This window comes from Nostoc sp., assembly GCF_036917435.1.
In the GTDB taxonomy this organism is placed as follows: Bacteria; Cyanobacteriota; Cyanobacteriia; order Cyanobacteriales; family Nostocaceae; genus Nostoc.
This window is the reverse complement of the sequence record NZ_JBALDM010000034.1, coordinates 1-25086: the sequence shown is the minus strand read 5'-3', so window position 1 is coordinate 25086 and position 25086 is coordinate 1. Positions and strand designations below refer to the sequence as shown.

23 protein-coding genes and 2 pseudogenes are annotated in these 25086 nt (G+C 39.9%); 15 read left to right on the top strand and 10 right to left on the bottom strand.

Annotation, left to right across the window (positions count from 1 at the left end; all coding sequences use genetic code 11):
• The first annotated feature begins 58 nt into the window (after positions 1 to 58).
• The 7 genes from V7K98_RS16160 (at position 59) to V7K98_RS16130 (ending at position 7964) form a co-directional block, all read left to right on the top strand.
• A complete protein-coding gene (locus tag V7K98_RS16160; RefSeq protein ID WP_335023490.1) occupies positions 59 to 1381 on the top strand; it encodes a glycosyltransferase in 1323 nt (440 codons plus the stop codon).
• Positions 1374 to 2441 (top strand): NAD-dependent epimerase/dehydratase family protein, encoded by a 1068-nt coding sequence (locus V7K98_RS16155; RefSeq protein ID WP_335023488.1) that lies wholly within the window; start codon positions 1374 to 1376, stop codon positions 2439 to 2441. The genes V7K98_RS16160 and V7K98_RS16155 overlap by 8 nt, the downstream gene beginning before the upstream one ends.
• Positions 2442 to 2476: 35 nt before the next feature.
• Positions 2477 to 3547, top strand: a complete 1071-nt coding sequence (locus V7K98_RS16150; RefSeq protein ID WP_335023486.1) for an NAD-dependent epimerase/dehydratase family protein — start codon at positions 2477 to 2479, stop codon at positions 3545 to 3547.
• A gap of 124 nt (positions 3548 to 3671) precedes the next feature.
• Complete coding sequence (locus V7K98_RS16145; protein ID WP_335023484.1) at positions 3672 to 4592, top strand: glycosyltransferase; 921 nt, start codon at positions 3672 to 3674, stop codon at positions 4590 to 4592.
• 137 nt (positions 4593 to 4729) lie between these two features.
• Positions 4730 to 5575 (top strand): glycosyltransferase, encoded by an 846-nt coding sequence (locus V7K98_RS16140; protein ID WP_335023482.1) that lies wholly within the window; start codon positions 4730 to 4732, stop codon positions 5573 to 5575.
• 92 nt (positions 5576 to 5667) lie between these two features.
• Entirely contained in the window at positions 5668 to 6735 is a 1068-nt protein-coding gene (locus V7K98_RS16135) for a glycosyltransferase family 4 protein (RefSeq protein ID WP_335023480.1), read from the top strand.
• Positions 6736 to 6887: 152 nt separating this feature from the next.
• The gene (locus V7K98_RS16130; protein WP_335023478.1) at positions 6888 to 7964 is read left to right on the top strand and encodes a glucose-1-phosphate thymidylyltransferase; all 1077 of its coding nucleotides are present in this window, start codon (positions 6888 to 6890) and stop codon (positions 7962 to 7964) included.
• Here V7K98_RS16130 and V7K98_RS16125 read toward each other — a convergent pair.
• Positions 7956 to 9308, bottom strand: coding sequence for an RNA-guided endonuclease InsQ/TnpB family protein (locus V7K98_RS16125; RefSeq protein WP_335023477.1), 1353 nt, complete (start codon positions 9306 to 9308; stop codon positions 7956 to 7958). The genes V7K98_RS16130 and V7K98_RS16125 overlap by 9 nt on opposite strands.
• A gap of 309 nt (positions 9309 to 9617) precedes the next feature.
• Between V7K98_RS16125 and rfbC the strand changes: the two genes are divergently transcribed.
• Together rfbC and rfbD are read left to right on the top strand one after the other, a co-directional pair.
• Positions 9618 to 10163 carry a dTDP-4-dehydrorhamnose 3,5-epimerase gene (gene rfbC / locus V7K98_RS16120; protein ID WP_335023475.1) on the top strand — a complete coding sequence of 182 codons (546 nt, stop codon included), beginning with the start codon at positions 9618 to 9620 and terminating at the stop codon, positions 10161 to 10163.
• A gap of 36 nt (positions 10164 to 10199) precedes the next feature.
• The gene (rfbD, locus tag V7K98_RS16115) at positions 10200 to 11075 is read left to right on the top strand and encodes a dTDP-4-dehydrorhamnose reductase (RefSeq protein ID WP_335023473.1); all 876 of its coding nucleotides are present in this window, start codon (positions 10200 to 10202) and stop codon (positions 11073 to 11075) included.
• Between the two features lie 51 nt (positions 11076 to 11126).
• Here rfbD and V7K98_RS16110 read toward each other — a convergent pair whose 3' ends face one another.
• Both V7K98_RS16110 and V7K98_RS16105 read right to left on the bottom strand, forming a co-directional pair.
• Positions 11127 to 11867 carry a 2-phosphosulfolactate phosphatase family protein gene (locus V7K98_RS16110; RefSeq protein WP_335023471.1) on the bottom strand — a complete coding sequence of 247 codons (741 nt, stop codon included), beginning with the start codon at positions 11865 to 11867 and terminating at the stop codon, positions 11127 to 11129.
• A 111-nt stretch (positions 11868 to 11978) separates the two neighbouring features.
• Positions 11979 to 12200 (bottom strand): hypothetical protein, encoded by a 222-nt coding sequence (locus V7K98_RS16105; protein WP_335023469.1) that lies wholly within the window; start codon positions 12198 to 12200, stop codon positions 11979 to 11981.
• A gap of 16 nt (positions 12201 to 12216) precedes the next feature.
• Here V7K98_RS16105 and V7K98_RS16100 point away from each other — a divergent pair, with 16 nt between their 5' ends.
• The 3 genes from V7K98_RS16100 to V7K98_RS16090 all read left to right on the top strand — a co-directional run bounded on the left by V7K98_RS16100 (position 12217) and on the right by V7K98_RS16090 (position 17971).
• Positions 12217 to 12636 carry a BlaI/MecI/CopY family transcriptional regulator gene (locus V7K98_RS16100; RefSeq protein ID WP_094329782.1) on the top strand — a complete coding sequence of 140 codons (420 nt, stop codon included), beginning with the start codon at positions 12217 to 12219 and terminating at the stop codon, positions 12634 to 12636.
• Entirely contained in the window at positions 12636 to 13475 is an 840-nt protein-coding gene (locus V7K98_RS16095) for a M56 family metallopeptidase (RefSeq protein WP_335023670.1), read from the top strand. Before V7K98_RS16100 ends, V7K98_RS16095 begins: the two co-directional genes overlap by 1 nt.
• Positions 13476 to 14704: 1229 nt before the next feature.
• The gene (locus tag V7K98_RS16090) at positions 14705 to 17971 is read left to right on the top strand and encodes a choice-of-anchor D domain-containing protein (RefSeq protein WP_335023467.1); all 3267 of its coding nucleotides are present in this window, start codon (positions 14705 to 14707) and stop codon (positions 17969 to 17971) included.
• A gap of 155 nt (positions 17972 to 18126) precedes the next feature.
• Here the strand turns inward: V7K98_RS16090 and V7K98_RS16085 are convergent, their stop codons facing one another.
• Positions 18127 to 18561, bottom strand: coding sequence for a hypothetical protein (locus V7K98_RS16085; protein WP_335023465.1), 435 nt, complete (start codon positions 18559 to 18561; stop codon positions 18127 to 18129).
• A 119-nt stretch (positions 18562 to 18680) separates the two neighbouring features.
• On the opposite strand from V7K98_RS16085, the gene V7K98_RS16080 reads away from it, so the two are divergent.
• The gene (locus tag V7K98_RS16080) at positions 18681 to 20534 is read left to right on the top strand and encodes a S8 family peptidase (RefSeq protein WP_335023463.1); all 1854 of its coding nucleotides are present in this window, start codon (positions 18681 to 18683) and stop codon (positions 20532 to 20534) included.
• A 130-nt stretch (positions 20535 to 20664) separates the two neighbouring features.
• On the top strand, positions 20665 to 20889 hold the full coding sequence (locus tag V7K98_RS16075) for a hypothetical protein (RefSeq protein WP_335023461.1): 225 nt from the start codon (positions 20665 to 20667) through the stop codon (positions 20887 to 20889).
• Here the strand turns inward: V7K98_RS16075 and V7K98_RS16070 are convergent.
• Positions 20886 to 21209 carry a thioredoxin family protein gene (locus V7K98_RS16070; protein WP_185580382.1) on the bottom strand — a complete coding sequence of 108 codons (324 nt, stop codon included), beginning with the start codon at positions 21207 to 21209 and terminating at the stop codon, positions 20886 to 20888. The two genes, V7K98_RS16075 and V7K98_RS16070, sit on opposite strands and share 4 nt — an antisense overlap.
• Positions 21210 to 21617: 408 nt before the next feature.
• Positions 21618 to 21989 (bottom strand): hypothetical protein, encoded by a 372-nt coding sequence (locus tag V7K98_RS16065; RefSeq protein ID WP_335023459.1) that lies wholly within the window; start codon positions 21987 to 21989, stop codon positions 21618 to 21620.
• Between the two features lie 638 nt (positions 21990 to 22627).
• On the opposite strand from V7K98_RS16065, the gene V7K98_RS16060 reads away from it, so the two are divergent.
• Complete coding sequence (locus V7K98_RS16060) at positions 22628 to 22912, top strand: DUF427 domain-containing protein (RefSeq protein ID WP_094327278.1); 285 nt, start codon at positions 22628 to 22630, stop codon at positions 22910 to 22912.
• A 217-nt stretch (positions 22913 to 23129) separates the two neighbouring features.
• Here the strand turns inward: V7K98_RS16060 and V7K98_RS16055 are convergent, their stop codons facing one another.
• From V7K98_RS16055 to V7K98_RS16045, 4 genes and pseudogenes are all read right to left on the bottom strand, one after another.
• On the bottom strand, positions 23130 to 23510 hold the full coding sequence (locus tag V7K98_RS16055; protein ID WP_335023457.1) for a PEP-CTERM sorting domain-containing protein: 381 nt from the start codon (positions 23508 to 23510) through the stop codon (positions 23130 to 23132).
• Between the two features lie 120 nt (positions 23511 to 23630).
• A pseudogene (locus V7K98_RS28920) lies at positions 23631 to 23723 on the bottom strand (Uma2 family endonuclease); the annotation flags it as partial.
• Between the two features lie 14 nt (positions 23724 to 23737).
• Positions 23738 to 23956 (bottom strand): annotated as a pseudogene (locus V7K98_RS16050) (type II toxin-antitoxin system RelN family antitoxin); the annotation flags it as partial.
• A 440-nt stretch (positions 23957 to 24396) separates the two neighbouring features.
• Positions 24397 to 25086, bottom strand: a 690-nt coding sequence (locus tag V7K98_RS16045) for a HEAT repeat domain-containing protein (RefSeq protein ID WP_335023453.1), incomplete at its 5' end; no start/stop codon positions are given.

Here is a 25086-nt window from a genome sequence, read left to right as displayed (position 1 = left end):
TTTAGTTTAAAAGCTGTATTGTTTATGGTTATCAACGTAAAAGGAAGTATAGAGTAAAATGATAAAAAAAATATTTAAGCCAAAAATACTAAAGTTTCTGCTAGGTGGTGGTTTAGCAGCAGCACTAAACCTTGCACTAATTTATTTAATCATTGAAAAATTAGAATTTAATACCCCTTTATTGCGTAATATAGCCAATCTAATATCAATTGAAATTTCCCTAGGATTTAGTTTTTTTATATACCGAAGTTGGGTTTGGACTGGCGGCATTTGGAACCTGAGAGAAGTATTTTTGAGACAACTTCCTCTTTACCATGTTTCTGCGGGCGCAGCAGTTATTGTTCGCGTTTTCTTGATTTTTCCGATTTTAGATTGGTTGAAAGTCAACTATGGCATTAATACTATAATAGGCGCACTTGTGAGTGCATCAATTAATTATTTGATTAGCGATCGCTTTGTATTTAAAATCCCAAAAGAGAATCATAACAATTCACAGACGCAAAAAATATCAGCTACATATTATCCAGAATCATTGGCTCCTGCTATATCAGTAAATTCTAGCTTAAGGATAGATGATCCAATAACGATAGATAGTTCAAAATCTGTCAATTCTTTATCAATAGTGATTCCAGCCTACAACGAAGAAGACTGTATACTTCCAACTATTCGGACTATTAGCCGAGTTTTGGAACAAGAAAAAATAGATTACGAAATTTTAGTAGTTAACGATAACAGTAAAGATAACACAGAACAATTATTACAGCAGATAAATTCCGAAAATAGTAAGCTGCGTTACGTCAATAATTATTATCCTAACGGCTTTGGCTTTGCAGTTCGCTGTGGATTAGAAAATTTTACAGGAGATGCTGTAGCGGTAGTTATGGCAGATAGTTCAGATGCACCAGAAGACATAGTATCTTACTACCATAAATTGCAAGAAGGATACGATTGTGTTTTTGGTTCCCGCTTCATTAAAGGAGGTAAAGTTATTGACTATGCCACCCACAAATTAATTGTTAATCGTTTAGCTAACTTATTTATTAAAATTTTATTTGGGTTAAAATTTAACGACACGACTAATGCATTTAAAATTTATCGTAAAGAAGTTATTGAAGGTATCTTTCCATTAGTATCTCATCATTTCAATTTAACTGTAGAAATGCCACTCAAAGCTATAGTAAGAGGGTATTCTTATACAACTCTTCCCATTACTTGGAGAAATAGAACCACAGGAGTTTCTAAGTTAAAGCTCAAAGAAATGGGTAGTCGATATTTGTTTATAGTCCTCTACATCTGGCTAGAAAAACATTTATCGCGTGGAGATTATCATCTAAGCAAAAATAGACAGCTAGTTAATCAAAGGTTTAAATCCAATGGCTGAGAAGATTCTGATTTTAGGAGGCGCTGGTTTTGTTGGCAGTTCCTTAGCAATTAATCTAAAAAAGCATCATTCTCAGTGGAAAATTACATGTTTTGATAATCTCAGAAGGCGTGGTTCAGAATTAAATCTTCCTAGACTAAAAAATTTAGGGATTGGATTTATACATGGTGATATTCGTTGTTCTAGCGATTTAGATCCTGGAACATTTAATGTCGATACAATCATTGATTGTTCTGCTGAACCTTCTGTACTTGCAGGATTTACTTCTCCACAATACGTCCTGCAAACAAATTTAATAGGAACTATCAATGTTCTGGAATTAGCTAGACAAATTCAAGCTCGTTTGCTCTTTCTATCTACTAGTCGTGTTTATCCGATTGAAACACTTAAATCAGTTAATTTAGTAGAATTACCAACCAGTTTTAGTATCGCTGTTGAACAGACAATACCTGGAGTCTCTCATTTTGGTATAGCCGAAGAATTCCCACTTCAAAGCTACCGTTCTCTATATGGTACTACTAAACTTGCTTCGGAAATGTTGATCGAAGAGTATCGACAAGCTTATAATATTCAGGCAATAGTCAACCGTTGTGGCGTAATTACAGGGCCTTGGCAAATGGGTAAAGTTGACCAAGGTGTTTTTGTTTTGTGGTTAGCTGCACACCATTTTGAAAAATCTCTAAGTTACATAGGTTATGGGGGTACAGGTAAACAGGTTAGAGATTTATTGCATATTGAAGATTTGTTAAGCCTAATTAATTATCAGTTAGAACATTTTTTAGAACTAGATGGCGATGTTTTAAATGTTGGTGGAGGTGCTGATAATAGTCTATCGCTATTAGAGACTACTAGATTATGTGAGGCAATTACTGGTAAATCTATTGCGATCAAATCAGAAGAAACAGCCAGACAAGGTGATATCCCCATCTATATTACGGATTCTTCCAAAATAATTTCTAAGACTGGATGGAAGCCAATGATGAATCCTGAACAAACTCTTAAAGATATTTATGACTGGATTCTTGAGTATGAAACAATTCTAAAGCCTATTTTATCCTAAACTGGTGATTATACTATGACGTGATTAAAAATATTATGCCCATCGTTTTAATTACTGGTTCAGCTGGTCTAATAGGTTCAGAATCGGTTCATTTTTTTGCCCAGAACGGTTTTCATGTTGTGGGTATAGATAATAATATGCGGGCGGTATTTTTCGGTGAATCTGCATCAACAGAGTGGAATCGTCGCATCCTAGAAGATAAGTACGGTGAGAGCTATCGTCATTATGATATTGATATTCGCGATCGCTCCGCAATAGAAAACCTATTTAAAGAATATTCCTCTGACATTTGTCTGATTATTCATACAGCAGCACAACCATCTCATGACTGGGCAGCAAAAGACCCTCATACAGATTTTACAGTTAATGCTAACGGTACTTTAGTCTTATTAGAAGCCACTCGACAATATTGCCCGGATGCAACTTTTATATTTACCTCAACGAACAAAGTCTATGGCGATGCTCCCAACTATTTACCCTTAGAGGAGTTACAAACACGTTGGGAAATTGAACCAAACCATCAATACAGAGAGGGTATTGATGAGTCAATGACAATTGACAATTCCAAACATTCTTTATTTGGTGCTTCTAAAGTTGCCGCAGATATTCTAGTTCAAGAATATGGTAGATACTTCGGCATGAAGACTGTTACCTTTAGAGGAGGTTGCTTGACTGGCCCTAACCATTCTGGCGCTCAGTTGCATGGTTTTCTAGCTTATTTAATGAAATGTACTATTACTAGTGAAATTTACACAATATTTGGCTACCAAGGTAAGCAAGTTAGAGATAATATACACAGTTACGATTTGGTTAATGCTTTTTATCATTTTTATCAAAATCCCAGATGTGGAGAAGTTTATAATATGGGAGGCTCTCGGCATAGTAATTGCTCTATGTTAGAAGCAATTTCAATTTGCGAAAATATAGTAGGTAAAAATCTACAATATTCTTATACAGAACAGAATCGGTCTGGCGATCATATCTGGTACATTTCAGATGTTAGAAAATTCCGTTCTCATTATCCAACATGGGAATACAAGTATAATCTTCAACAAATATTAGAAGAAATTTATAATGCTCAAACATCTAGGGATATTTCTTCTTAATAAAGTCTATTTTACAAGTATCTGAATATTGATTTATCTTAGTTAATCTTGATACATGAGCCTGGAGATTAGAGTATTAAGATATAAAATACATAAATAGAGTTCTTACATAACACCTAAATCAATGACCGTAAAAGTGGCAGCTTATATAACCCTCTATAAAGATAAACAAGCTGCCAGCAATTGTTTGCAAGCTATTAAATCTCAATCTCTACCAATAGATATTGTTTTTGTAGTGGATAATTCCGAGCAAAAATTATTAGAAATTGATCATAATGAATCGATTTTAATACATCATTATCCAGAAAATATTGGCATTGGTCAAGGTTTGCTACTTGGGTTGGAATGGGCAATAAAGGAAGGTTATGATTTTTTATGGGCTTTTGACCAAGACAGTTTACCGACTAAAGATTGTTTGGAGATTTTGTTGAAAACTTACAACTATTTGTCCCTGGAGGATAGTAACAAAATTGGGATTATTGCTCCTACTGCGATTGATTGCAAAACTGAGGAAGTTGTACAGGGAGCAGTCTTTGTAAAAGACCAATTTAGAGGTTGTAAACATAATAATGATGTTGATTTTTATGAGTGCGATTCCCCTATAACTTCTGGTTCATTGATTTCCATTGCTGCGGCTAAAACTATTGCTCCTCCTCGGTCAGAACTATTTATAGATGGAATTGACCTCGATTATGGATTGAGATTACGACAACAGGGATTCCGTAATTTAATAGTTACTAAAGCTATCATGTATCATAATTTTGGTAATCCAGTTAAAGTAAAATTTTTTCAACGAGAAATTATCGTTCACAAATACTCTGGTCTACGTAATTACTACATTAGTCGGAACCACACTTATTTAGAAACTCGCTACGCCGAAGGCTTCTATCGACTACACAGCTGTGGTCAGCGCATAAAATATTTACTCCGCAGGATAGTTACAATTTTACTATATGACCCTGAAGAAAAAACCCTAAAAATATGGGCTTGTTTACTGGGAACATTTCACGGCTTTCAAGGAAAGCTTGGTAAAACTTGGTTTTGAGTTGATAAATGGGGGTAGAGATTGGAGATTTACAAGCCAAAAATTGTGTCTGGCTCTTGAATAGAAAACATTTATAGCAATCCTATATAATTGATTATTAGCAAGATTAACTAATATTACAAGTTGATATAAGTATAGTGATTTATTTTTTAACCGTTAATTATTATTCTGCAAATTTAATTTCAAAATTAATTAATTCGATACATAAAACAAGCAATATTGACTACAAAGTAATTATTATTAATAACTCACTTGATGATTGCGATATTGATAATCTCAAAACGGAATCTGTATTGATTTTTAATGCTGAAACTAATTTAGGTTTTGGTTGTGCTTGTAATTTAGGCTTAAAATGGATTTACATTCAAGACCCCCAAGCATATATTTGGATTATCAATCCAGATGCTTACTTAATAGACAATACTTTAGATAAAGTTCAGCCTTTTTTTGAGTTGCATCCAGAAATTTCAATTCTTGGTACACTTATCTATACACCGACAGGTGAAGTTTGGTTCGCTGGTGGTAGATTTATTGCTAAAAGTGGTGCAATCATTACCGAGAAAAAATTAACAAATATAGATGTAAACTATGTTAATTGTGATTGGATTTCAGGTTGTAGTCTAATTGTGAATTTAAATAATTTTATTGAATGTCCTCATTTTGACTCTGCTTATTTTCTTTATTACGAAGATGTAGATTTCTGCCTACGCTATGCTAGTCAAGGACATATAGTTGCCATAAATAATTTTTTAGTGCTGCATGAACCATCATCTATTACTAATAGAAATATTTTTCAAAAAATTAGATTTAGTACTTATAGTTATTTGTTAACCATCGATAAATATACAACTAAATTTATTTTCAACATCAGATTATTTTTTCAAATATTAAAAGCAATATTAGGGATTATGCTAAAACCACAAGCTGCATTAGGAAAAATTTGTGGGATATGGGATTATGTCATAAAAAATTGTAGAAACTAATTTATTAAATTTAATTAATAAAATGGAAAAATAAAGTATTGGAATATTCATTTTAGAATAATCAATTTTTAAATGTTTTATGTTTAATCATAATGAAGTTATTAATTAATCTCTCATTTCTGCTAACTAAACCCACAGGTATCAGTACCTACGCTCTCAATTTGCTGCCTCACTTACAACAACTTTATCCTACACTTTTAGTTTCACAAGAAATTCCTGGTTACAATTGCTATTCAATTCCCGCTAACCAATCCGCAGCAGAAGGGGTAAAAGGTCATTTAAAACGCCTTGTTTGGACGCAATTTCAATTACCGCAAATCTATAGAAAGCTAAAATCCCAGATTTTATTTTCCTTACTTCCAGAAGCACCTCTTCATACCAACTGTCGTTTTGTCGTGATGGTTCACGATTTTATCCCGTTGCGTTTTCCTAAAGGATTTTCACCACTGACATTGTATCACCGCTATTACATTCCCCAAGTCATCAAGCAAGCACAACACATTGTCTGTAACTCTCAGGCTACAGCTAAAGACATCACGGATTTTTTTCATATTCCTGCTAGCAAAATTACCTCTATCCCACTTGCTCACGATCGCAGTCACTTCCGTTTTTTCAATCTCCCCACCCGTAACTATTTTCTCTACATTGGACGACAAAATACCTATAAAAACTTACATGGGCTGATTGCTGCCTTCGCCGCGCTACCTAATAACAGCGACTATGAACTTTGGTTAGCAGGGCCAAGCGATCGCCGTTACACCCCAACTTTAACAGCGCAAGTTGCCCAACTCGGCATCACTAATCAAGTGAAATTCCTAGACTATGTTCCTTACAGCGAATTGCCAAAAATCATCAATGAAGCGATCGCCCTTGTTTTCCCCAGTCTCTGGGAAGGCTTTGGTTTACCAGTCTTGGAAGCAATGGCTTGTGGTACCCCTGTCATTACCTCCAATCTCTCCTCTCTACCAGAAGTAGCTGGGGATGCGGCGATTCTGATCGATCCCTACAACACCAAAGAAATTACAGAGGCGATGGAGGCGATCGCAACTGATTCGGCATTGCGATCGCGCCTTTCTAGTCAAGGTATCATTCACTCCCAACAATTCAGTTGGGAAAAAACCGGACAAGCAACCGCCGAAGTCTTATCCCGCTACGTGTAGAATAATACCGTTAAGCAGAGGACGCGAGAATTAGGGGGAGGGGAAGACACGGAGAAAATTAATAACATAATGCCCCATGCCCCATGCCCCATGCCCAATGCCCCATGCCCAATGCCCAATGCCCCATGCCCCATGCCCAATAATAAATCCCTATGAAAGCATTAATTCTGTCTGGTGGTAAAGGCACACGCCTACGTCCCCTCACCTATAGCGGAGCCAAACAACTCGTACCAGTTGCTAATAAACCAGTTTTGTGGTACGGCATTGAAGAAATGGTCGCTACTGGGATTACTGATATTGGCATCATCATCAGCCCAGAAACTGGGGCAGAAGTCCAAGGGAAAACCGGAAATGGAGAATCCTTTGGAGCAAACATCACCTATATCGTCCAAGAGCAGCCACTCGGACTTGCTCACGCCGTCCAAATTGCCCGCCCATTTTTAGGAGATTCTCCCTTTGTCATGTATTTGGGCGATAACCTGATTCAACTAGGTGAATTACGTTATTTTCTGCAAGAATTTAGCCAACAACAGCCAGATGCTTTGATTCTCTTGCGTTCAGTTGCCAATCCTAGCGCTTTTGGTGTGGCTCAGGTAGATGAAACAGGACGGGTATTACAGCTAATTGAAAAACCCAAAGTTCCGCCTTCAAATCTGGCATTGGTAGGGGTTTATTTTTTTTCCTACCTCATTTTTGATGCGATCGCAAATATCCAACCTTCTGCCAGAGGCGAACTAGAAATCACTGATGCTATTCAATACCTAATTAATCAAGAAAAGCAAGTTTTAGCATACAATCTCAAAGGTTGGTGGTTAGATACTGGTAAGAAAGATGACTTGTTAGAAGCTAACCGATTGATTCTCGACACCTATCTGACAGCATCAGTTCTTGGCGAAGTTGATGCTCAAAGTCAGATTATTGGGCGAGTCCAAATCGGTGCAAAATCTCAAGTAATTAACTGCACAATTCGGGGGCCAGTAGTCATTGGTAACAATTGTCATTTAGAAAACTGCTTTATTGGCCCTTATAGTAGTATTGCTAACAATGCAACACTCATTGATACTGATTTAGAACACAGTGTGATTTTAGAAGGTGCTAAAATTGTCGGAATTCATCAGCGTATTATTGATAGTGTGATTGGTCAACGGGCACAATTGACTCTTGCACCTCGCCGCCCCAAAGCCTTGCGATTTCTAATTGGCGATGATTGTCAAATTGAACTAACGTGAACTACCCTCACTGACTTGGAGCTTGCCTTGTACAGTTTGGGCTTCTGTAATCACAGGGGAATGCCCAAACTTAGACTTTCGCCCAAGTTTAGGACTTACCTCCCCTCCTACAGCAGAGACGGCTGATAGCTTGCGTGGCGAAGCCATACCTTCCGCCTTTATCATTCTGATACCCTCTGCTCTAATGTTTATTGCGGCATTACCGTCACGATCATGATGAGTATTGCAATGAGGACAAGTCCACTGGCGGACATCCAACGGCAACTCACCGATTTGATAAAAACAATTAGAACAGAGTTTAGAACTGGGGAACCACCTATCAATCTCAACTAACTTTCCACCTCTGCGTTCTAGCTTATAGGCTAAAAAGTTGGTGAATGTTCCCCACCCTGCATCAGATATTGATTTTGCCAATTTGTGATTACAAACCATGCCTTTGACATTAAGGTTTTCTACTATGACAGCTTGGCTATCGCTGACCAACTTATAACTAAGTTTATGTAGAAAATCTTGCCTTGAGTTAGTAACTCGTTCATACACCTTGGCAACAACTTGTCTATATCTATTTCTGGAATTACTCCCTTTTGCTTTACGTGCTAATTTTTTCTGTTTACGTTTGAGATTTTCTTCATGTTTGGCAAGATGTTTAGGATTATCATATTTGGAAATCTTTTTACCGTCACTGACGACAGCAAAGTGTTTTAACCCTAAGTCAATGCCGTAAATTTTACCTTCTGAAATAATTGGATTTTCACCCTCAGTCGCTCCACTTGAAGAGCAGCGCCTTGCGGGGGTTCCCCCCGTTGTGGCGACTGCGGGGCAAAGCCCAAGACCGCGCTGCTCCTCAGTTTCAGTTAAGATAGAGGCAAGGTATTTACCAGAAGGCGTTTTGCTCACAGTAACAGTTTTGATTTTCCCCTCAATCAGTCTATGTATTTTGGCTTTGACTATCCCGATATTCCCAGGAAGTTTGACATTGCCATCTACAATTTTGACGTTTTGAGGGTACTGGACAGACTGTTTATCATGCCTGGATTTGAACTTAGGAAAACCAGCACGTGTCTCAAAAAAGTTTTTGTACGCCGTGGTTAGATTGAGTGTTGTCGCTTGTAAAACTTGGCTATAACAATCAGCTAACCAAATCGTATCAACAGATTTTTTGAGTGCTGGAAGAAGTGCGTTGAGCGCTGCACGGCTAAGTCCTTTCCCTGTTTCTTTGTAAGTCTCAATTGACTTGTTTAGGGCATAATTCCACCACCAACGAGCGCAACCAAAAGCTTGAGCTAATTGTATCTCTTGCTCTTTTGTTGGATATAAACGAACTTGTACAACCTTGTGCAACACTTAACATCACCTCCTTTGTCTGCACATCTTAGCATGATATCTATTTTCTGCTAAAAATAAAATACTTGTTGATTCGTCATACATCTAAATATTTGTCTTTGCTGTGTAAAAAGTTAATATTAGATGTAATCGTTATCAACCCCCTTATATCCCGCCACTGATTCCGAGTACAGAATTCAGTGGGGGACTTACGGCGAAATAGTTAAAAATAGTAAAAGCCACGGTCGAAGTGTTACCTCATAGCTGTAAAATACAAACATTAAATTACTCTCACAATTAACACTGTGGCAATTACTTGAAATAATATTAATGAGCATTGTACATACTAAAATACCCGAAGTTATACAACTAGAACCCCAAGTATTTGCGGACGATCGCGGGTTCTTTTTTGAAGCCTACAATGACCGAAAATTTGTTCAAGAGACTGGTATCATTGCCAACTTCGTCCAAGATAACCACTCTTGCTCTAAACAAAACGTTCTGCGAGGATTGCACTACCAAATCCACCAACCCCAAGGTAAACTTATTCGGGCTGTTGTTGGCACTATCTTTGACGTAGCCGTAGATATTAGAAAAAGTTCGCCCACGTTTGGGAAGTGGGTAGGTTATGAACTCAGTGCTGAAAATAAACGCCTATTATGGATACCACCAGGCTTTGCTCACGGCTTTCTCGTGCTTTCAGAAATAGCTGAAGTTCTCTACAAAGCTACAGATTACTACGCACCCCAAGGCGATCGCACAATTTTATGGAACGATCCAGATTTAGCCATAGATTGGCCCGTGACTCCTACACCAATTTTATCAGCTAAAGACCAAGCCGGTAAATCTTTGAGAACTGCTGAAGTATTTGATTAAACTTGATGATTCCGTGAGGTTCGAGAAATAATTAGGATGAGTAAATCAATTTTGCTGATTGGTAGCAACGGTCAAGTTGGTAAAGAACTGCAACAAATACTTCCATCTTATGGCAATATTATCTCGGTAGCACGGCCAACAGTAGACCTTGCCCAACCCGATACTCTCCGCAACTTTATCAGATTAAAGCAGCCGCAAATCATCATTAACGCTGCTGCTTATACTGCTGTAGACAAAGCAGAAAGCGAACCCGAACTTGCTAACGCTATCAATGCTACTGCACCCCTAATTATTGCTCAAGAAAGCCAAAAATTAGGGGCTTTTCTAATTCATATTTCCACTGATTACGTTTTTGATGGCAATGGGTATCGCCCTTACCAGGAAACCGATGCAACTAATCCCTTGAGTGTTTATGGTAAAACCAAACTTGCTGGAGAAGAAGCAATTCGGGAAACTTGCGCCCATCACCTCATCCTTCGGACTGCTTGGGTTTATGGAACCTTTGGAAAAAGTAATTTTGTCAAAACCATGCTGCGACTAGGCGTAGAACGCCAAGAAATCCGTGTCGTCGCCGATCAAATTGGTAGCCCAACTTGGGCGCAAGATATAGCCGCAGTCATCGCCCAGATGATTCCCCAGTTAATCCCAGAAATTAGCGGCACTTATCACTACACTAATAGCGGCGTTGCTAGCTGGTATGACTTTGCTGTTGCGATTTTTGAAGAAGCCCAACAGCTAGGTTTCCCTTTAAAAGTTGAACGTATTGCCCCCATTACAACTGCCGAATATCCTACACCAGCCCGTCGCCCAGCCTATTCTGTACTTGCTTCTGGAAAAATTTCGACAATCGTAGGGACTTATCCCCCCCATTGGCGACAAAGACTCCGACAAATGCTTAAAGATTGGGCATAGGGAATTGGGAATGGATTTTCTCCTTATCCCCTACTCCCTACTCCTTACTCCCTATTTCCTTTGACTTTTTAAAACTCCCGTCTCATGTTGTATCGGCAAGACATCTAAAATATCCGTTTGGGAACAGTATTTTAAATCTTCTTGACAGTCAAGACGCAACAATCGTTGGCCATGACTAGCTTGGTGGAATAATCCTAATAAGTTATCTTGCCATTGAGAATAAAGAGCGATCGCACCAACGACTTCATCATTACCAGCTAGTTCTTCTGGTGACAACTTAGTTTGTTGTAAAACACTATGAGCGATCGCACCTGCACAAACTGTATCCTCTAAAGAAAAACTACCTTCCCAACCGGAACCGACAATCCACACTGTCTCTGGTTTCTTTTCTAGAAGAAATTGCACCACAGCCGCCCGGTTAATTAAGGCTGCTGCTAATAGATTTGGCGAGTCTTGTACCCGTTGTAAGGCACGAGTGCCATTGGTGGTACTGATAAATAAACGCCGCCCATGCACTAATTCTGGTGTGCAGTCGAGGGGAGAGTTCCCCAACTCAAAGCCAGGTACTTTTGCACCGCCGCGTTCTCCAGCCCGCAGCCGTTTTTCAGAAGGCCATTTTTCGCTAACTTCAATTAACTGATCTAAATCGCTGAATACTTGTACAGCTTCGCCTCCAGCTGCCAAAACTGTCGCTATTGTGCTAGTGGCTCGCAATACATCGACTGCGATCGCACATTCTGGCGCTTTCCCTGTTGGAGTCAATTCAGGAGTGTGGTATACGAATAGCTTCACGCGCTGGATACACCTGCTTTAATACAACTGCTGCAAATAATATTCTACCTAGTTGGTGTCACTAACTATAGTTACAATTACTCCCAAAGATTTTTATAGCATCAGAATGCACTATGTAACCCATTCAATACATAAATACTCAAAAAGTCCATTGTTATGCTTATGGACTTTCAGACTTGCTGCATTATCCTGTAATGTAAAACAATAAAGGGAATGGGGCATTGGGCATTGGGAATGGGGCATTGGGTATTGGGCATTTATTCTTTCTCCCCCTGCTCCCTCATCTCCCCCTGCTCCCCCTGCTCCCTCATCTCCCTTGTCACCATGCCCCATTCCCATCAAAATCGCTATGGCACCTTTACCCGACTACCGCCCTAAACAACTATCTTTAGGCCCGTTGGAAGCGGAAATTTTAAATATTATCTGGGAACTTGGTTCAGCCACAGTCAAGGATGTACACGATCGCATTCTGACCGATCCGAACCGCGAATTAGCCTATACTTCTGTCACCACCGTCTTACGTCGCCTCACTGATAAAGGTTGGCTAGCCTGCGACAAAAAAGAGCGGGCATTCTATTGGCGGCCAATGCTGAGTAAGCAGCAATCAGATGTCATCAAAGCTCACGAACAGTTACAGCGATTTCTGGCAGTGGGGAACCCCGATGTTGTTGCTGCCTTTGCTGATAGCTTAGATGAAGCAGCTAGTGAGCAAATAGCAGCGATCGCAAAACGCATTCAATCAGCACGCCAAGCCAGGGAGGAAAAATGATGCATCTGATGATGATTTTGATTACTTTGGCAGTTTCCTGGCGGTTAAGATCCTCTTGGAATCAACCCCAAGGCAATTGGAATCTGCGGTGGGGGCGATCGCTATTTTTGTTCCTCTTCCCGCCCTTGCTAATTTTCATGACTGCGATCGCTCTGCTGTTCATGGGGCCTCAAGGACAAATGAGCGGGATGTATACAGGCTCCATCAGCTATTTACTAGCATTAGTTTATTTGGCATTTTTTGCCATTTCATGCATTAAACTTGCCTTTCAGGGTTGGCAGTCTGTAGAATCTGCTCGTAACTGTCCTCTAGTAAATTTGGGGGATAAACGAGCTAGGTTACTGCAAACCGGGGCGTTGTTTGCGGGTCAAATTGGTTTTTGGCAACCCGAATTAGTAATTAGCCAAGGATTACTGCAAACTCTATCACAAAATCATTTAGAAAGCGTCTTAGCCCATGAGCAAGGGCATCATCATTACAGGGATACGTTCTGGTTTTTTTGGCTCGGTTGGGTGCGTTCCTGCACCGCTTGGTTGCCAAATACAGAGCCTTTATGGGAAGAACTGTTAGCTTTGCGCGAACTCCGTGCCGACGGTTATGCAGCCTTGCGGGTAGATCCTCTAGTGTTAGCAGAATCACTTTTATTAGTGGTTAGTACCAGCCCAGTATTATCGGAAATTTGCTGTGCAGCATTAGGTTCCTCTGGTGTAGATCGTTTAGAGCAAAGAGTAGAAGCTTTATTAGCACCACCAGAACCAACCCCAGAAGCTCAATTGCATTCCTGGCATGGATTTATGTTAGCTTTCTTACCTTTAGTGACTGTAGTATTTCATAGTTAAGTTGAATTAATACCAGTTTTGTGTAAAGTTGCACAGAATAATTCTTAACTTAATTTCTTCCTTTGCGCCCTACCCTGCGGGTACTGTGTTGGAGAACTCGTAGAGTACTCCCCATCCATGTCTCCTTTGCGGTACGCATTATAAAGAAAAGACCAAATTATAGATAGATGATATAAAAAACCACATTTGTTGTAAGGGCAATTCATGAATTACCCCTACAGTGTCGATCTATTTACCATTAAAAAATAATTAATAAAAAACGACATCAGACTTCTACTTTGACACTCTCAGCGTCAAGGAAACTGTAACGGCAGTCCTCTTGCTCCATTTAGATAGATTTATAACACCCTACTTACTAGCGAAATGGTTATTGCTTGCTGTAGGCCAAGTCCGCAGAATATTTAGAGAAACTTCATCAGAACCTTGCACAAAGCGCTCTTCATTCTCATATCACTTTGAAAACTAACAGTATTTTATCACGGCGCTCCATATATTTTTTGCTTTTGTTGTAAAAAAACTTACAATATTCAGAATATTCACTGATATCAAGTACTATTTGTAAAGGTTAGTTTTAATTAAGTTAACAAGACTCAGTTACACCGTTTACAACAGGTTCAACTAAGTTGTTACATTAGTTCCCTTAACTTAAGGGGTCAACCTACTAAAGTTTCAACCAATTTAACTTTAACCACTGTAATTTTAAGTCCCCAGTTATCAGTTCGGAGGTGCATTTTACCATGCAGATTTGGCAACTTCCTGACTTAAAACAATGGGCAAAGTTCAGAGGAATTACTATGCCAATTTATGAGTATCGTATCGAAATATAGCAACTAGTATAGCTGGCTCACAAAGAGCAGCGATTGCTTCTGCTACAGATAAAAATACGGTTCAATTAGACTTCATCACAGGATGTCTGACAAAAAGCCCATACAAGACAAGAAATGTCTCCGGCTTTGCGCTGCACATCAAGATGTTAATCGTCCAAACACCCTCAATAAAAAGTACTGAGTGTATCGATATTCCTGATTTAACCATTAACGGTTTACAGGAGAAAAAGTTTTCAGTTTGACAACAGCGTTTCTAAAACCGATGCGATTTCAAGTCGTGATTGGACAACTTTTACTGTCTGAAAATTCCAGACAGATTATCCATTCAAATAACTACTCAGCAACTTTCTAGGTTGCTGAGGTGTACTTCCAATTTCCCTTACACACATTCGGAGTAAAAAGATGACTACATACTACGTTTCTGGAACAGGCGATGATAACAATAATGGCTTAAAGGAAGGCGGTGCATTCCGCTCTTTAGGTAGAGCAGTATATGAAATGAAAACAGGCGATACGCTTTACGTTATGAATGGGGATTATAACGGTAACATATTCCTTTTTAACAAAAATGGCTCGCCAGACAACTGGACAACAATAAAAGCGTATCCAGGGGCTACACCCAAAATCAACACAACGGGAACTGGCGTTCTTGTATTTAGTTCATCTTATGTGCGAATTGAAGGACTTGATATAGAAGGCAATCGAGAAAGTGTAAGTTTAGACTATGCATTACAACAAAAGGACAACCTCAACAACACTTTAACTAATGCTACTGGAATTGAAGTCAAAGCTTGGAAAGATAATACAGGTGCTGGCGGTACTAACCCCCATCATATTGTTATTTCTGGCAATACAGTCAGTAATTTCCCAAGTACAGGAATCGCATTGACCGATGCAGACTACATTACTGTTGAGAACAATACTGTGTCTGGAAATGCTTGGTATTCGCCTTGGGGTGCTCAAGGAATTAGCGTTCTCAATGCCTCTAATTACGATAATAATACTACTGACTACAAAATGATTATTCGAGACAACATTGTTTACGATAATCAAAGTTTAGTTCCGTGGTACGCAGTTGGCAAAATCACTGAAGGTAACGGGATTATACTTGACACTACTAATCAAAGTCTTGATGGTACTCCTTACACTGGTAAGAGCTTAATTATCAATAACACCGTCTACCAGAATGGTGCCTCTGGTATCACCGCTTTCGCATCGGCGAATGTAGATATTGTCAACAACACGACTTATCAGAATGGTCGTGTTCTTACAGATTCAGCAGAGATTTCTACAACTTTCTCAGAAAATGTACGTGTCTCCAACAACATTATGTATGCAAGGGATAATCAAAAGGCCAACCTTATATACGATGCTAAAAATATAACTTACGATCACAACCTTGTTTATAACTCTTCTCAATTCCAAGCCTCAGATAATCTAAATGCTACATTACAGAATATTTTGGGTAAAGATCCCCAATTTGTTGATGCCGCCAAAGGGAATTTTGCACTCAAAACTGGAAGTGCTGCAATCGATGCAGGTTCCAATCTTTTTAATAGCAGTAATACGAATATTCCCAAGGATGGTGATGGCAATGGCAGTGCATTGATTGATATTGGTGCCTACGAAGCACCTCCCATTACCTCCCCCGAAATTCAAGTTCTCAATGGCACAGTTGACATTGCAGATGGCAGCACTACAGCCATTAACTTTGGCGATGTCATTACCGGTAACTCATTGACCAAAGCTTTTACTATCAATAACACTGGTACAGCTGCGCTTAACCTCACTAATCTGAAGCTTCCTGACGGATTTAGTTTGGTCGGAACTCTTCCCACGAGTGTGGCTGCAAATGCTTCTACCACCATCACGGTGGCACTCAATACCACTACACCTGGAACTTATAGTGGCGCTCTGACTTTAGGCAACAACGATAGTAACGAAAGCCCCTTTGACTTTGCTATTAGTGGTACAGTTAAACCCGTTCCGTCCCCCGAAATTCAAGTTCTCAATGGCACAGTTGACATTGCAGATGGCAGCACTACAGCCATTAACTTTGGCGATGTCATTACCGGTAACTCATTGACCAAAGCTTTTACTATCAATAACACTGGTACAGCTGCGCTTAACCTCACTAATCTGAAGCTTCCTGACGGATTTAGTTTGGTCGGAACTCTTCCCACGAGTGTGGCTGCAAATGCTTCTACCACCATCACGGTGGCACTCAATACCACTACACCTGGAACTTATAGTGGCGCTCTGACTTTAGGCAACAACGATAGTAACGAAAGCCCCTTTGACTTTGCTATTAGTGGTACAGTTAAACCCGTTCCGTCCCCCGAAATTCAAGTTCTCAATGGCACAGTTGACATTGCAGATGGCAGCACTACAGCCATTAACTTTGGCGATGTCATTACCGGTAACTCATTGACCAAAGCTTTTACTATCAATAACACTGGTACAGCTGCGCTTAACCTCACTAATCTGAAGCTTCCTGACGGATTTAGTTTGGTCGGAACTCTTCCCACGAGTGTGGCTGCAAATGCTTCTACCACCATCACGGTGGCACTCAATACCACTACACCTGGAACTTATAGTGGCGCTCTGACTTTAGGCAACAACGATAGTAACGAAAGCCCCTTTGACTTTGCTATTAGTGGTACAGTTAAACCCAAAACTCAAGTTATCAATGGTACCCCTGGCAAGGACACCTTTGTTATCAAGCTAAACAATGTCAATGACACCATCACAGACTTTGGTGGTGTAGGTATTAACTCAAACCCTTCGGCTGAGGTGATTGCCAAAGTAGATACCTTGCAATTTCTTGGGGCTGGCTTAACAGCAAATAATCTGCAATTAACTCAAAATGGCAACAATTTAGAAGTCACTTTTGAAAATGTAGCTAATACCAAAGTCACTCTGCAAAATTTTCAGTTAGAAAACCTGGAAAACTTGGGCGCATCTACAACAAGACCCGCCGTCGGTAATATCATATTTGATGGGCAAACCAGTGTTACTGACAGCTTTGATGTGATTAATGCTGATTCTACTCAAACTAGTATTTTCACTCCAAACAGCGTCACCTTTCTCAATGACTTGAACAATAACATATCGGGTTTTGACTACTCCAACGATGTGATTAATGGACAAGGAGGTGATGACACCATCAATGGCAACGGTGGTGACGATCTACTGCGAGGTGGTACTGGCAATGACCTTCTGATTGGTGGTACAGGTAATGATACTCTTATCGGTGGGGAAGGCAATGATACTCTTATCGGTGGGCAAGGCAATGATCTTCTCATCGGTGGCCTGGGTGCTGATGCTTTCGTCTTCAACAGCAATGCTGCTTTTACGAGCGATGGTGTGGGTATTGATACCATTGCTGACTTCAATCGCTCTCAAGGTGATAAGATTCTTCTAAGTAAGGCTACCTTTAATGCCATTAATTCCGTTGTGGGAACTGGTTTTAGTAAGGGTAGAGATTTTAAAATCACCAGCAGCAGTTTAGGCGCAACTAGTAATGCTGCAATTGTCTATGACCCTATGACTGGGCAGTTACTATACAATCAAAATGGTAGTGCTGCTGGTTTCGGCACTGGTGGTCAATTTGCACAACTTACTGGTGCGCCTACTCTTACTGCCTCGGACTTCATCATTCAAGCATAGTTGCGTCGGGTCAACTGAGTCGAACTGCGATCCAAATATGAATCGACTTTCAAGGCGGTTTTCAATTAAATAGATCGTATGTAAGGGGCGCAATATATTTGTGCCCCTTATAATTTTGCAATTTAATGGCAATGGAACTTGTCGTTTTAGGGTAACTACTGCTGTGGTTCTGAGCGCAAGTTTTGTAATAATTTCTGCAAAAACTTGCCCCATTGCGCCGCTAAAGGAATTTCTGTAAATGGAATACGTACTGAGTTATTAGATTCGGAAAATAGAAATTCTAATTCTATAGAACGACCTTTATCGGGTATATTTTCTATATCTACTGATTTATCATCTACTAAAAGATGGATTTGTTTGACATCAAGCAAAGAGAATGTTTCTAGTCTAATAGGCCCTTTAGTTGTGGGTTTTCCCCAAGTTATATCGTTGCTTTTTTGACCTAATACTGAATAAATATCGTACTTAGCCCGTTCAAATTGCTCTGCCCAAGCGCGATAGGCTTCAACTTTCTGATACTCTTTCGAGCCTTGCCAAGCCAACCAGAAAAACATTACTAACAAGGGCAACCACAAAAGACCACGTTCCATTGTTTAAAAAATCCTGAGTCGTGAGTGAAACTTGTAACTAAAAGTGCAAAATCCACCAACAAGGGATGCAGATAAGTTATGGTAGTGAGCAAACTGGCAAAAAGCGGTGATGAGTTAATATGAGAAAACTTATATTATTGTGCTTGTTTGTCATTGGGCTGGGATCTGCCATATTTGGTTTCCTGAATTTCCAGGGATTGGCAGCCAGAGGAGAGTTTGAGACGATTTTGCTTGATTTTCGGGAAGATATTCCATCAGCTGTGGTGGAACAGGATTTGCAAGCGATCGCCAAACAATATAAGGTTACACCCCAATTAGACAACAAGTTTTCCAAAAAAGATAATGTGTATATAGTCAAAGGCGATCGCCAGCGACTCCAAGAACTGAAAAAATCTCAATTTGCCCAAGCTACAGAATTCATTGAACCAAATTATATCTACAGGAATATTCCACAACCCAGCAAACCTGCAAGGCTTGGAGAATTTTTGAGACCCCAAGAAGATGATGATGAAGCAAATCCTTCATTAACTGGCCCCAATGACCAATATTACAGCAAGCAGTGGAACTTGCACAAAATCGGTATTGAAGGCGCATGGAGTCAAACCAAAGGCAGTGGCATCACAGTCGCGGTAATTGACACCGGGATTACTAAGGTGCGGGACTTATATGAGACAAAATTCGTCAAAGGCTATGATTTTGTTAACGACCGAGAAGAAGCCACAGACGATAATGGTCATGGTACTCATGTTGCCGGAACTATTGCCCAAGCTACAAATAATAAATATGGTGTAGCTGGAATTGCTTATGAAGCCAGTCTGATGCCGTTAAAGGTACTCAGTTCTTATGGCGGCGGTACAGTTGCCGATATTGCCGAAGCGATTAAATTTGCTGCTGATAAAGGCGCAGATGTAATTAATATGAGCTTGGGCGGTACTGGTGAAAGCAAGTTGATGAAAGAAGCGATCGAGTATGCCCATAGAAAAGGTGTAGTTATTATTGCCGCAGCCGGGAATGAAAACACCAATGGGGCAAGCTATCCAGCCCGCTATCCTTATGTAATCGGCGTTTCGGCAATTGGCCCAGATGGCGAAAGAGCGTCCTATTCTAACTTTGGTGCTGGGGTCGATATCTCCGCTCCTGGTGGTAGTGAAGCTGGTAAGATTCTCCAAGAAACTATTGATGAAAAAGGCGAAGGGGTCTTTCTAGGCTTCCAGGGTACAAGCATGGCTTCTCCCCACGTTGCTGGTGTTGCAGCATTAATTAAAGCTGCTGGCATCAAAGAACCAGATGAAGTTTTAAAAGTCCTTAAGCAGTCAGCACGAGTGATTCAGGATGATGGTTTGAACTATTATGGCGCTGGACAACTCAATGCAGAAGCAGCAGTCAAACTAGCCTTCCAGGGGCAAATTAGTTTCCCAGATTTCTTCCGGTGGTTACGGGATAGCGGCTATATTAACCCCGGCTTTTGGATTGATGGTGGTGCGATCGCACTATTACCCAAGATTTTAATGGTAGTTGGTTCCTATCTGCTGGCTTGGTTTTTACGGGTTTACTTCCCCTTCGCTTGGAGTTGGTCTTTATCCAGTGGACTAATTGCCGGCAGTTCTGGGTTATTCTTCCTCAAGGGAATCTATATTTTTGATCTTCCCCAATGGCCTTTCCGAGTTTTAGGCAGTTCAATTCCCGAACTAGGTAATACCCTCCAAGGAACCGATGCGTTAAATCCTCTATTTGCTAGCGTACTGATTCCCATTGTGTTAATGGCATTGTTGCTAGGACATCCTAGTTGGAAATGGTTTGCTGTTGGTTCAACATTAGGTGTAGCAGCGTGCTTGACAGTAAGTGCGTTTTTCAATCCAGCCGTTTGGGGTTTGGGAAGTGGTCACTTAGCAAGCCTATTCCTCATCACAAATGCGCTAATTTGTTATGGACTTGTTCGTTTAGCATTGAAAAACGACGAAAAAGTTGCATAAATTGGGAATTGGGTATTGGGCATTGGGTATTAATCACAGACGCGATTAATCGCGTCTCCTAACTTTCTACTCAGGACTCGGCACTCTGCACTCTGCACTCGGAACTCTGCACTCAGGACTCTGCACTCTTATGAGCATTACACTTACAGGTACAATCGAACGTCGTGATATTGGCACAGGCGCATGGGCGTTAGTCACAGAAGAGGGTGTTACTTACGAAATCCTAAAAGGTGCTGATAAAGGCTTACTCAAAACTGGACAAAAAGCAAAAGTTAAAGGACAGGTGCGTGAAGATATCATGACTATTGCCATGATTGGCCCTGTCCTAGAAGTTAAATCTTTTGAGGTAATTTAGTTCTGATTAGCTGTGGAATCCAGAACCTCTTGAAGACGGCTTCTAAATTCTCCTTTGGGATGGCCTCCTTTTACTTCACCCACAATCTGAAATTCCCCTTCTGGAGAATTGCAGATGATGTAAGTAGGCCATCCCATTTCTGATTTGTCGGGATACTGAGTTAATAAAATCTTGCGATACTTGCGGTAAGCAGTCGTATCCTGCATTTTCACATCAATAAATTCTAAACCCAGTTCTTCAGCCACTTTTTTGTCATAAAAGGACATTTTGTGGCAGATGCCGCACTCTTCTGAAGAGAACTTAATTACAGCTAAACTCATGGGTTGGTAACTCTTTGGTTTCAGGCAAAGTTTTTTAGCATAATGCCATGAAATAATATCATATAGCTGGCCCTCAGTGTCAACTTCAGGCTCAAACCCTGATTTAACATCTTTTTCTCTAAGATTTTCTAGCAGAGATCCATTTTGAGAGGCAGCAGCCTTTAGAACCGCAGCAAAAGTTAGGAAATTTTTTAATAGGTGCAGCTAATGTTCAGTTACCCTCCGCCAGATGTTTGAGGAAAACTGGTGTTGCTTCTGCGGTAGTACTCACCACCACAAAAAAGAGTGTAGGCTGCGATCGCTTGTTTTGCTATATAAAGAAGCAAGACGGTAGGCGCATCCCGTGCTAGACATTGCTTTTTATCGCGTATTTACGAAGTTTGAACAATCTGCACTTAGTTACCTAAATTACTGACTAATTCCATTGATCATTGATGTGAACTGCGACTCGACTGCATTGACATAACCTCGATCGTTTAAAACTTGTGCTGGTAACTTTTTAGCCTTGATAGCAGCCTGAACCACATCTTTCGCAGTCACATTTCCTATTTGGAATTCAGATATCAAACTACCCGCACTGGGAATACCCTGCTCTTTAAAAGCACCTTGATAAGCTAAAAAGGCAGTATTGAAAGGTTGAAGATAGCTGACATTTGACGAATCTCTGTTGATTTGTTCAGCACTATTGTTAGTATTAACTGTCTGAGCGTCAACAATTGCAGGTAGAAAAGCAATACACGCAACGATCAGTGCAGAATTTATCAAGTTTGTAATCTTCATAATTTTCTCCTAATTTTGACTAAATTAATTAGCGTTATCTAGTAATAAAACCCTATTTTTAGTAGTTTTCTGTTTTTGGTATTAAGTCACTATCTTCTAAATTATTCTTTAATAAAAATTACTCAGACCCATCATCTGATAAGCAATAAAAGCAGTGTCAAATGATTTGAGAGAATTTATATTCGTCGAATAGCTGGATAAACTGTCAGAGTTGACGGCTGTGTTTATTGATGCGCCATTGTTATTATTAGCTGTATGAACGCTAGTGATTTTAGACATAGAATTCATCCAAGCAACAATATGTGCATAGCTTATAAAGCTTGTAAGTTTCATAGTAATGAGGATCTCGTCTTCTAAATTTTTTTCTTTCGGCTAGAAACATAAATTAAACTTTTTACTAACTACGTTTCTATACCAATATGCTAGGAAATATTCATGAGGGAAGCAAATACTTTTAATTTTTAATTTGATAAACAAAAGTGATGCCAGTATTAATTGGCATTGCAAAGTTTTCGATAAACCTTATTGATTATTGATTTGAGCTTGAATGGACTCTGATGTAAGTTAGCTGTTCAGGAGGATAAAGTAAGCCGATCGTGTCAAAATGTTAAGTGTATATTTTATTTGCAAACTCACTTATGCCGAAAGCAATTTGGAATGGCGCAGTTTTAGCCGAAAGCGATCGCACTGTAGTTGTGGAAAACAACCATTATTTCCCTGCTGACACCATTAACAAGGAGTATTTCACAGACAGCAACACTCACAGTACTTGTCCTTGGAAAGGTGTCGCTAGCTACTACAGTATTGAAGTTGATGGACAAATCAACAAAGATGCTGCTTGGTACTATCCCAGCACTAAAGAGAAGGCTAAGAATATTGAGGGTTATGTAGCCTTCTGGAAGGGTGTAAAAGTAGAGGCTTAAAAAAGGTTCCTGGAAGTATTTTATTTCCGGGAAATTGATTCAGAATTTACAGCAATTATCTAACTAAATTTTGTGGAGGTTGGCTTGTGTCAACCTCCACAGTCTTTAACTATTTACTAAGTATCAGCAAGAATTTTGAGATGTGACTTACTGAAGCGATCGCAGTTTTTCAATTACAGACTCAGAGGTACACCCTCATAGTCATCTATGAGAAATCTCATTCAGAGTCTTTGCTAATAAATACTTGCTTTCTCTTCACTAGCCAAGCCAGACTACCAGCAAGTATAATACCAGCGATCGCGCTCGGTTCGGGTACTCTTGTCAGTGTAAGGTTCCCGGTACTAAGAATTATGTTGCCTCCATTATTGCTAGCAACGTTGATTTGCCCAGAATTATCGCTGCTGGTGCTATTGGGAATCGTTATTAAACCTGGAGAGTTAATAGTGATACTGGGAGTCGTTATGTTACTACCATCATTAAGATTGTTAAGCATCAGGGTAGCAGCTTGTGCTGATTCCACTTGCATTATCAGCCAGCCCAGAGTAGCTGCTGTGAAAATGGCTTGAGCAACAGCCTTGTTTCTATTGTTTTTTGTCACTTAAAACTCCTTTTATTTTTTAACTTACGGGTTGTAAACCCCTTTTTGCAGGGAAAAGCATGAATATATGAAGCATAGCGACTTTGCATCTCTTTGCGCTTACCTCTGCGTTTAAAAAAGCCCATTAGCATCAAAGGGTATCCGTTCCCAAGGGAATACACTCACATCTGGGACAATCGAACGTCCGCCAAAAGTACAGCGTAATTCTGGAAAGCATCAATACCTTCCCACAGTTGAGAGATAGGTACAGTATTTCCGATCATTGCATCGTACCAACCTTGACGAAAATTTTCACTGGCAGACTCGACTAGTTCATCATCCTCTTCATTCTCTTCTGTGATTAGGACAATGACTCGGACACGGCTGTGTTTTGCTATAGTCAAGGGCTTGTCTAAAGAAATTTGACCCAATTCGTTCACGGTTCCCTTAGCTTCAATTGCTTTCATTGTCGTGAATCTGAGTTGTGCTGTTAATAGTATAAGACTTGTATGTTTTGTTTAAGCGTTAGTAAGAATTGCACAAGCATTAAGTACAAAGACTCAAGCTATTGTGACTAACGTTCAAGCATTTATAATAAATGCTTAATTTGTTTGATTAAATTTTAAGCATTAGTTATGAATGAGTATGCAATTGCTACAAATGAGTACCCATTTATAATAAATGCTTAATTTGTTTGATTAAATTTTAAGCATTAGTTATGAATGAGTATGCAATTGCTACAAATGAGTACCCGATCGCAGCAAATGAGTATCCATTTATAATAAATGCTTAAGCTGTTGTTGCTAACAGACAAACATTCGTAACGTCCGCGTCTGTCTTGGTAATGAATGGACAAGCTACCGTTACCATGAGAACTTCATTTGTAAGCTCACTGCTGCAAAAGTACTTAAATTATTCTTGTGAAAAGGATTTTCTTTAAGGTTCGCATCGCACGAGTAGCGACATTATGCTGATGCCAAGCTTGATAGAAATCGTGGTAAAGCATATTCTGGGCGCATTTCCAGGCTAAATCGTAGTATTTATCATCTAATTGCCAATAAGCACTTAAATTTTTGACTACTTCAAAGCGATGCTTATTATTTTGTAGAATTTTGCTTAAATTTGATGCTGCCAGCGAACGGGCTAAGTCATCCACAGTAGTTGATTGTAGCAGTTGCACCAAGGCGGCGATCGCAGTTTCATTGCCAGGGTCAATTTGCCCTAAGCTATCTGCTGTCTGCCAACGGGTGAAGTCATCCACAGTAGTTGATTGCAGCAGTTGCACCAAGGCGGCGATCGCAATTTCATTGCCTGGGTCGATTTTCCCTAAGCTATCTGCTGCCAGCCAACGGGTGAAGTCATCCACAGTTGTTGATTGCAGCAGTTGCACCAAGGTAGCGATCGCAAATTCATTGCCTGTGCCGATTTTCCCTAAGCTATCTGCTACCGAACTACGGGTGTCGTCATCCAGATGATTTGATTGCAGCAGTTGTACCAAGGCGGCGATCGCAAATTCATTGCCTGTGCCGATTTTCCCTAAGCTATCTGCTACCGAACTACGGGTGTCGTCATCCAGATGATTTGATTGCAGCAGTTG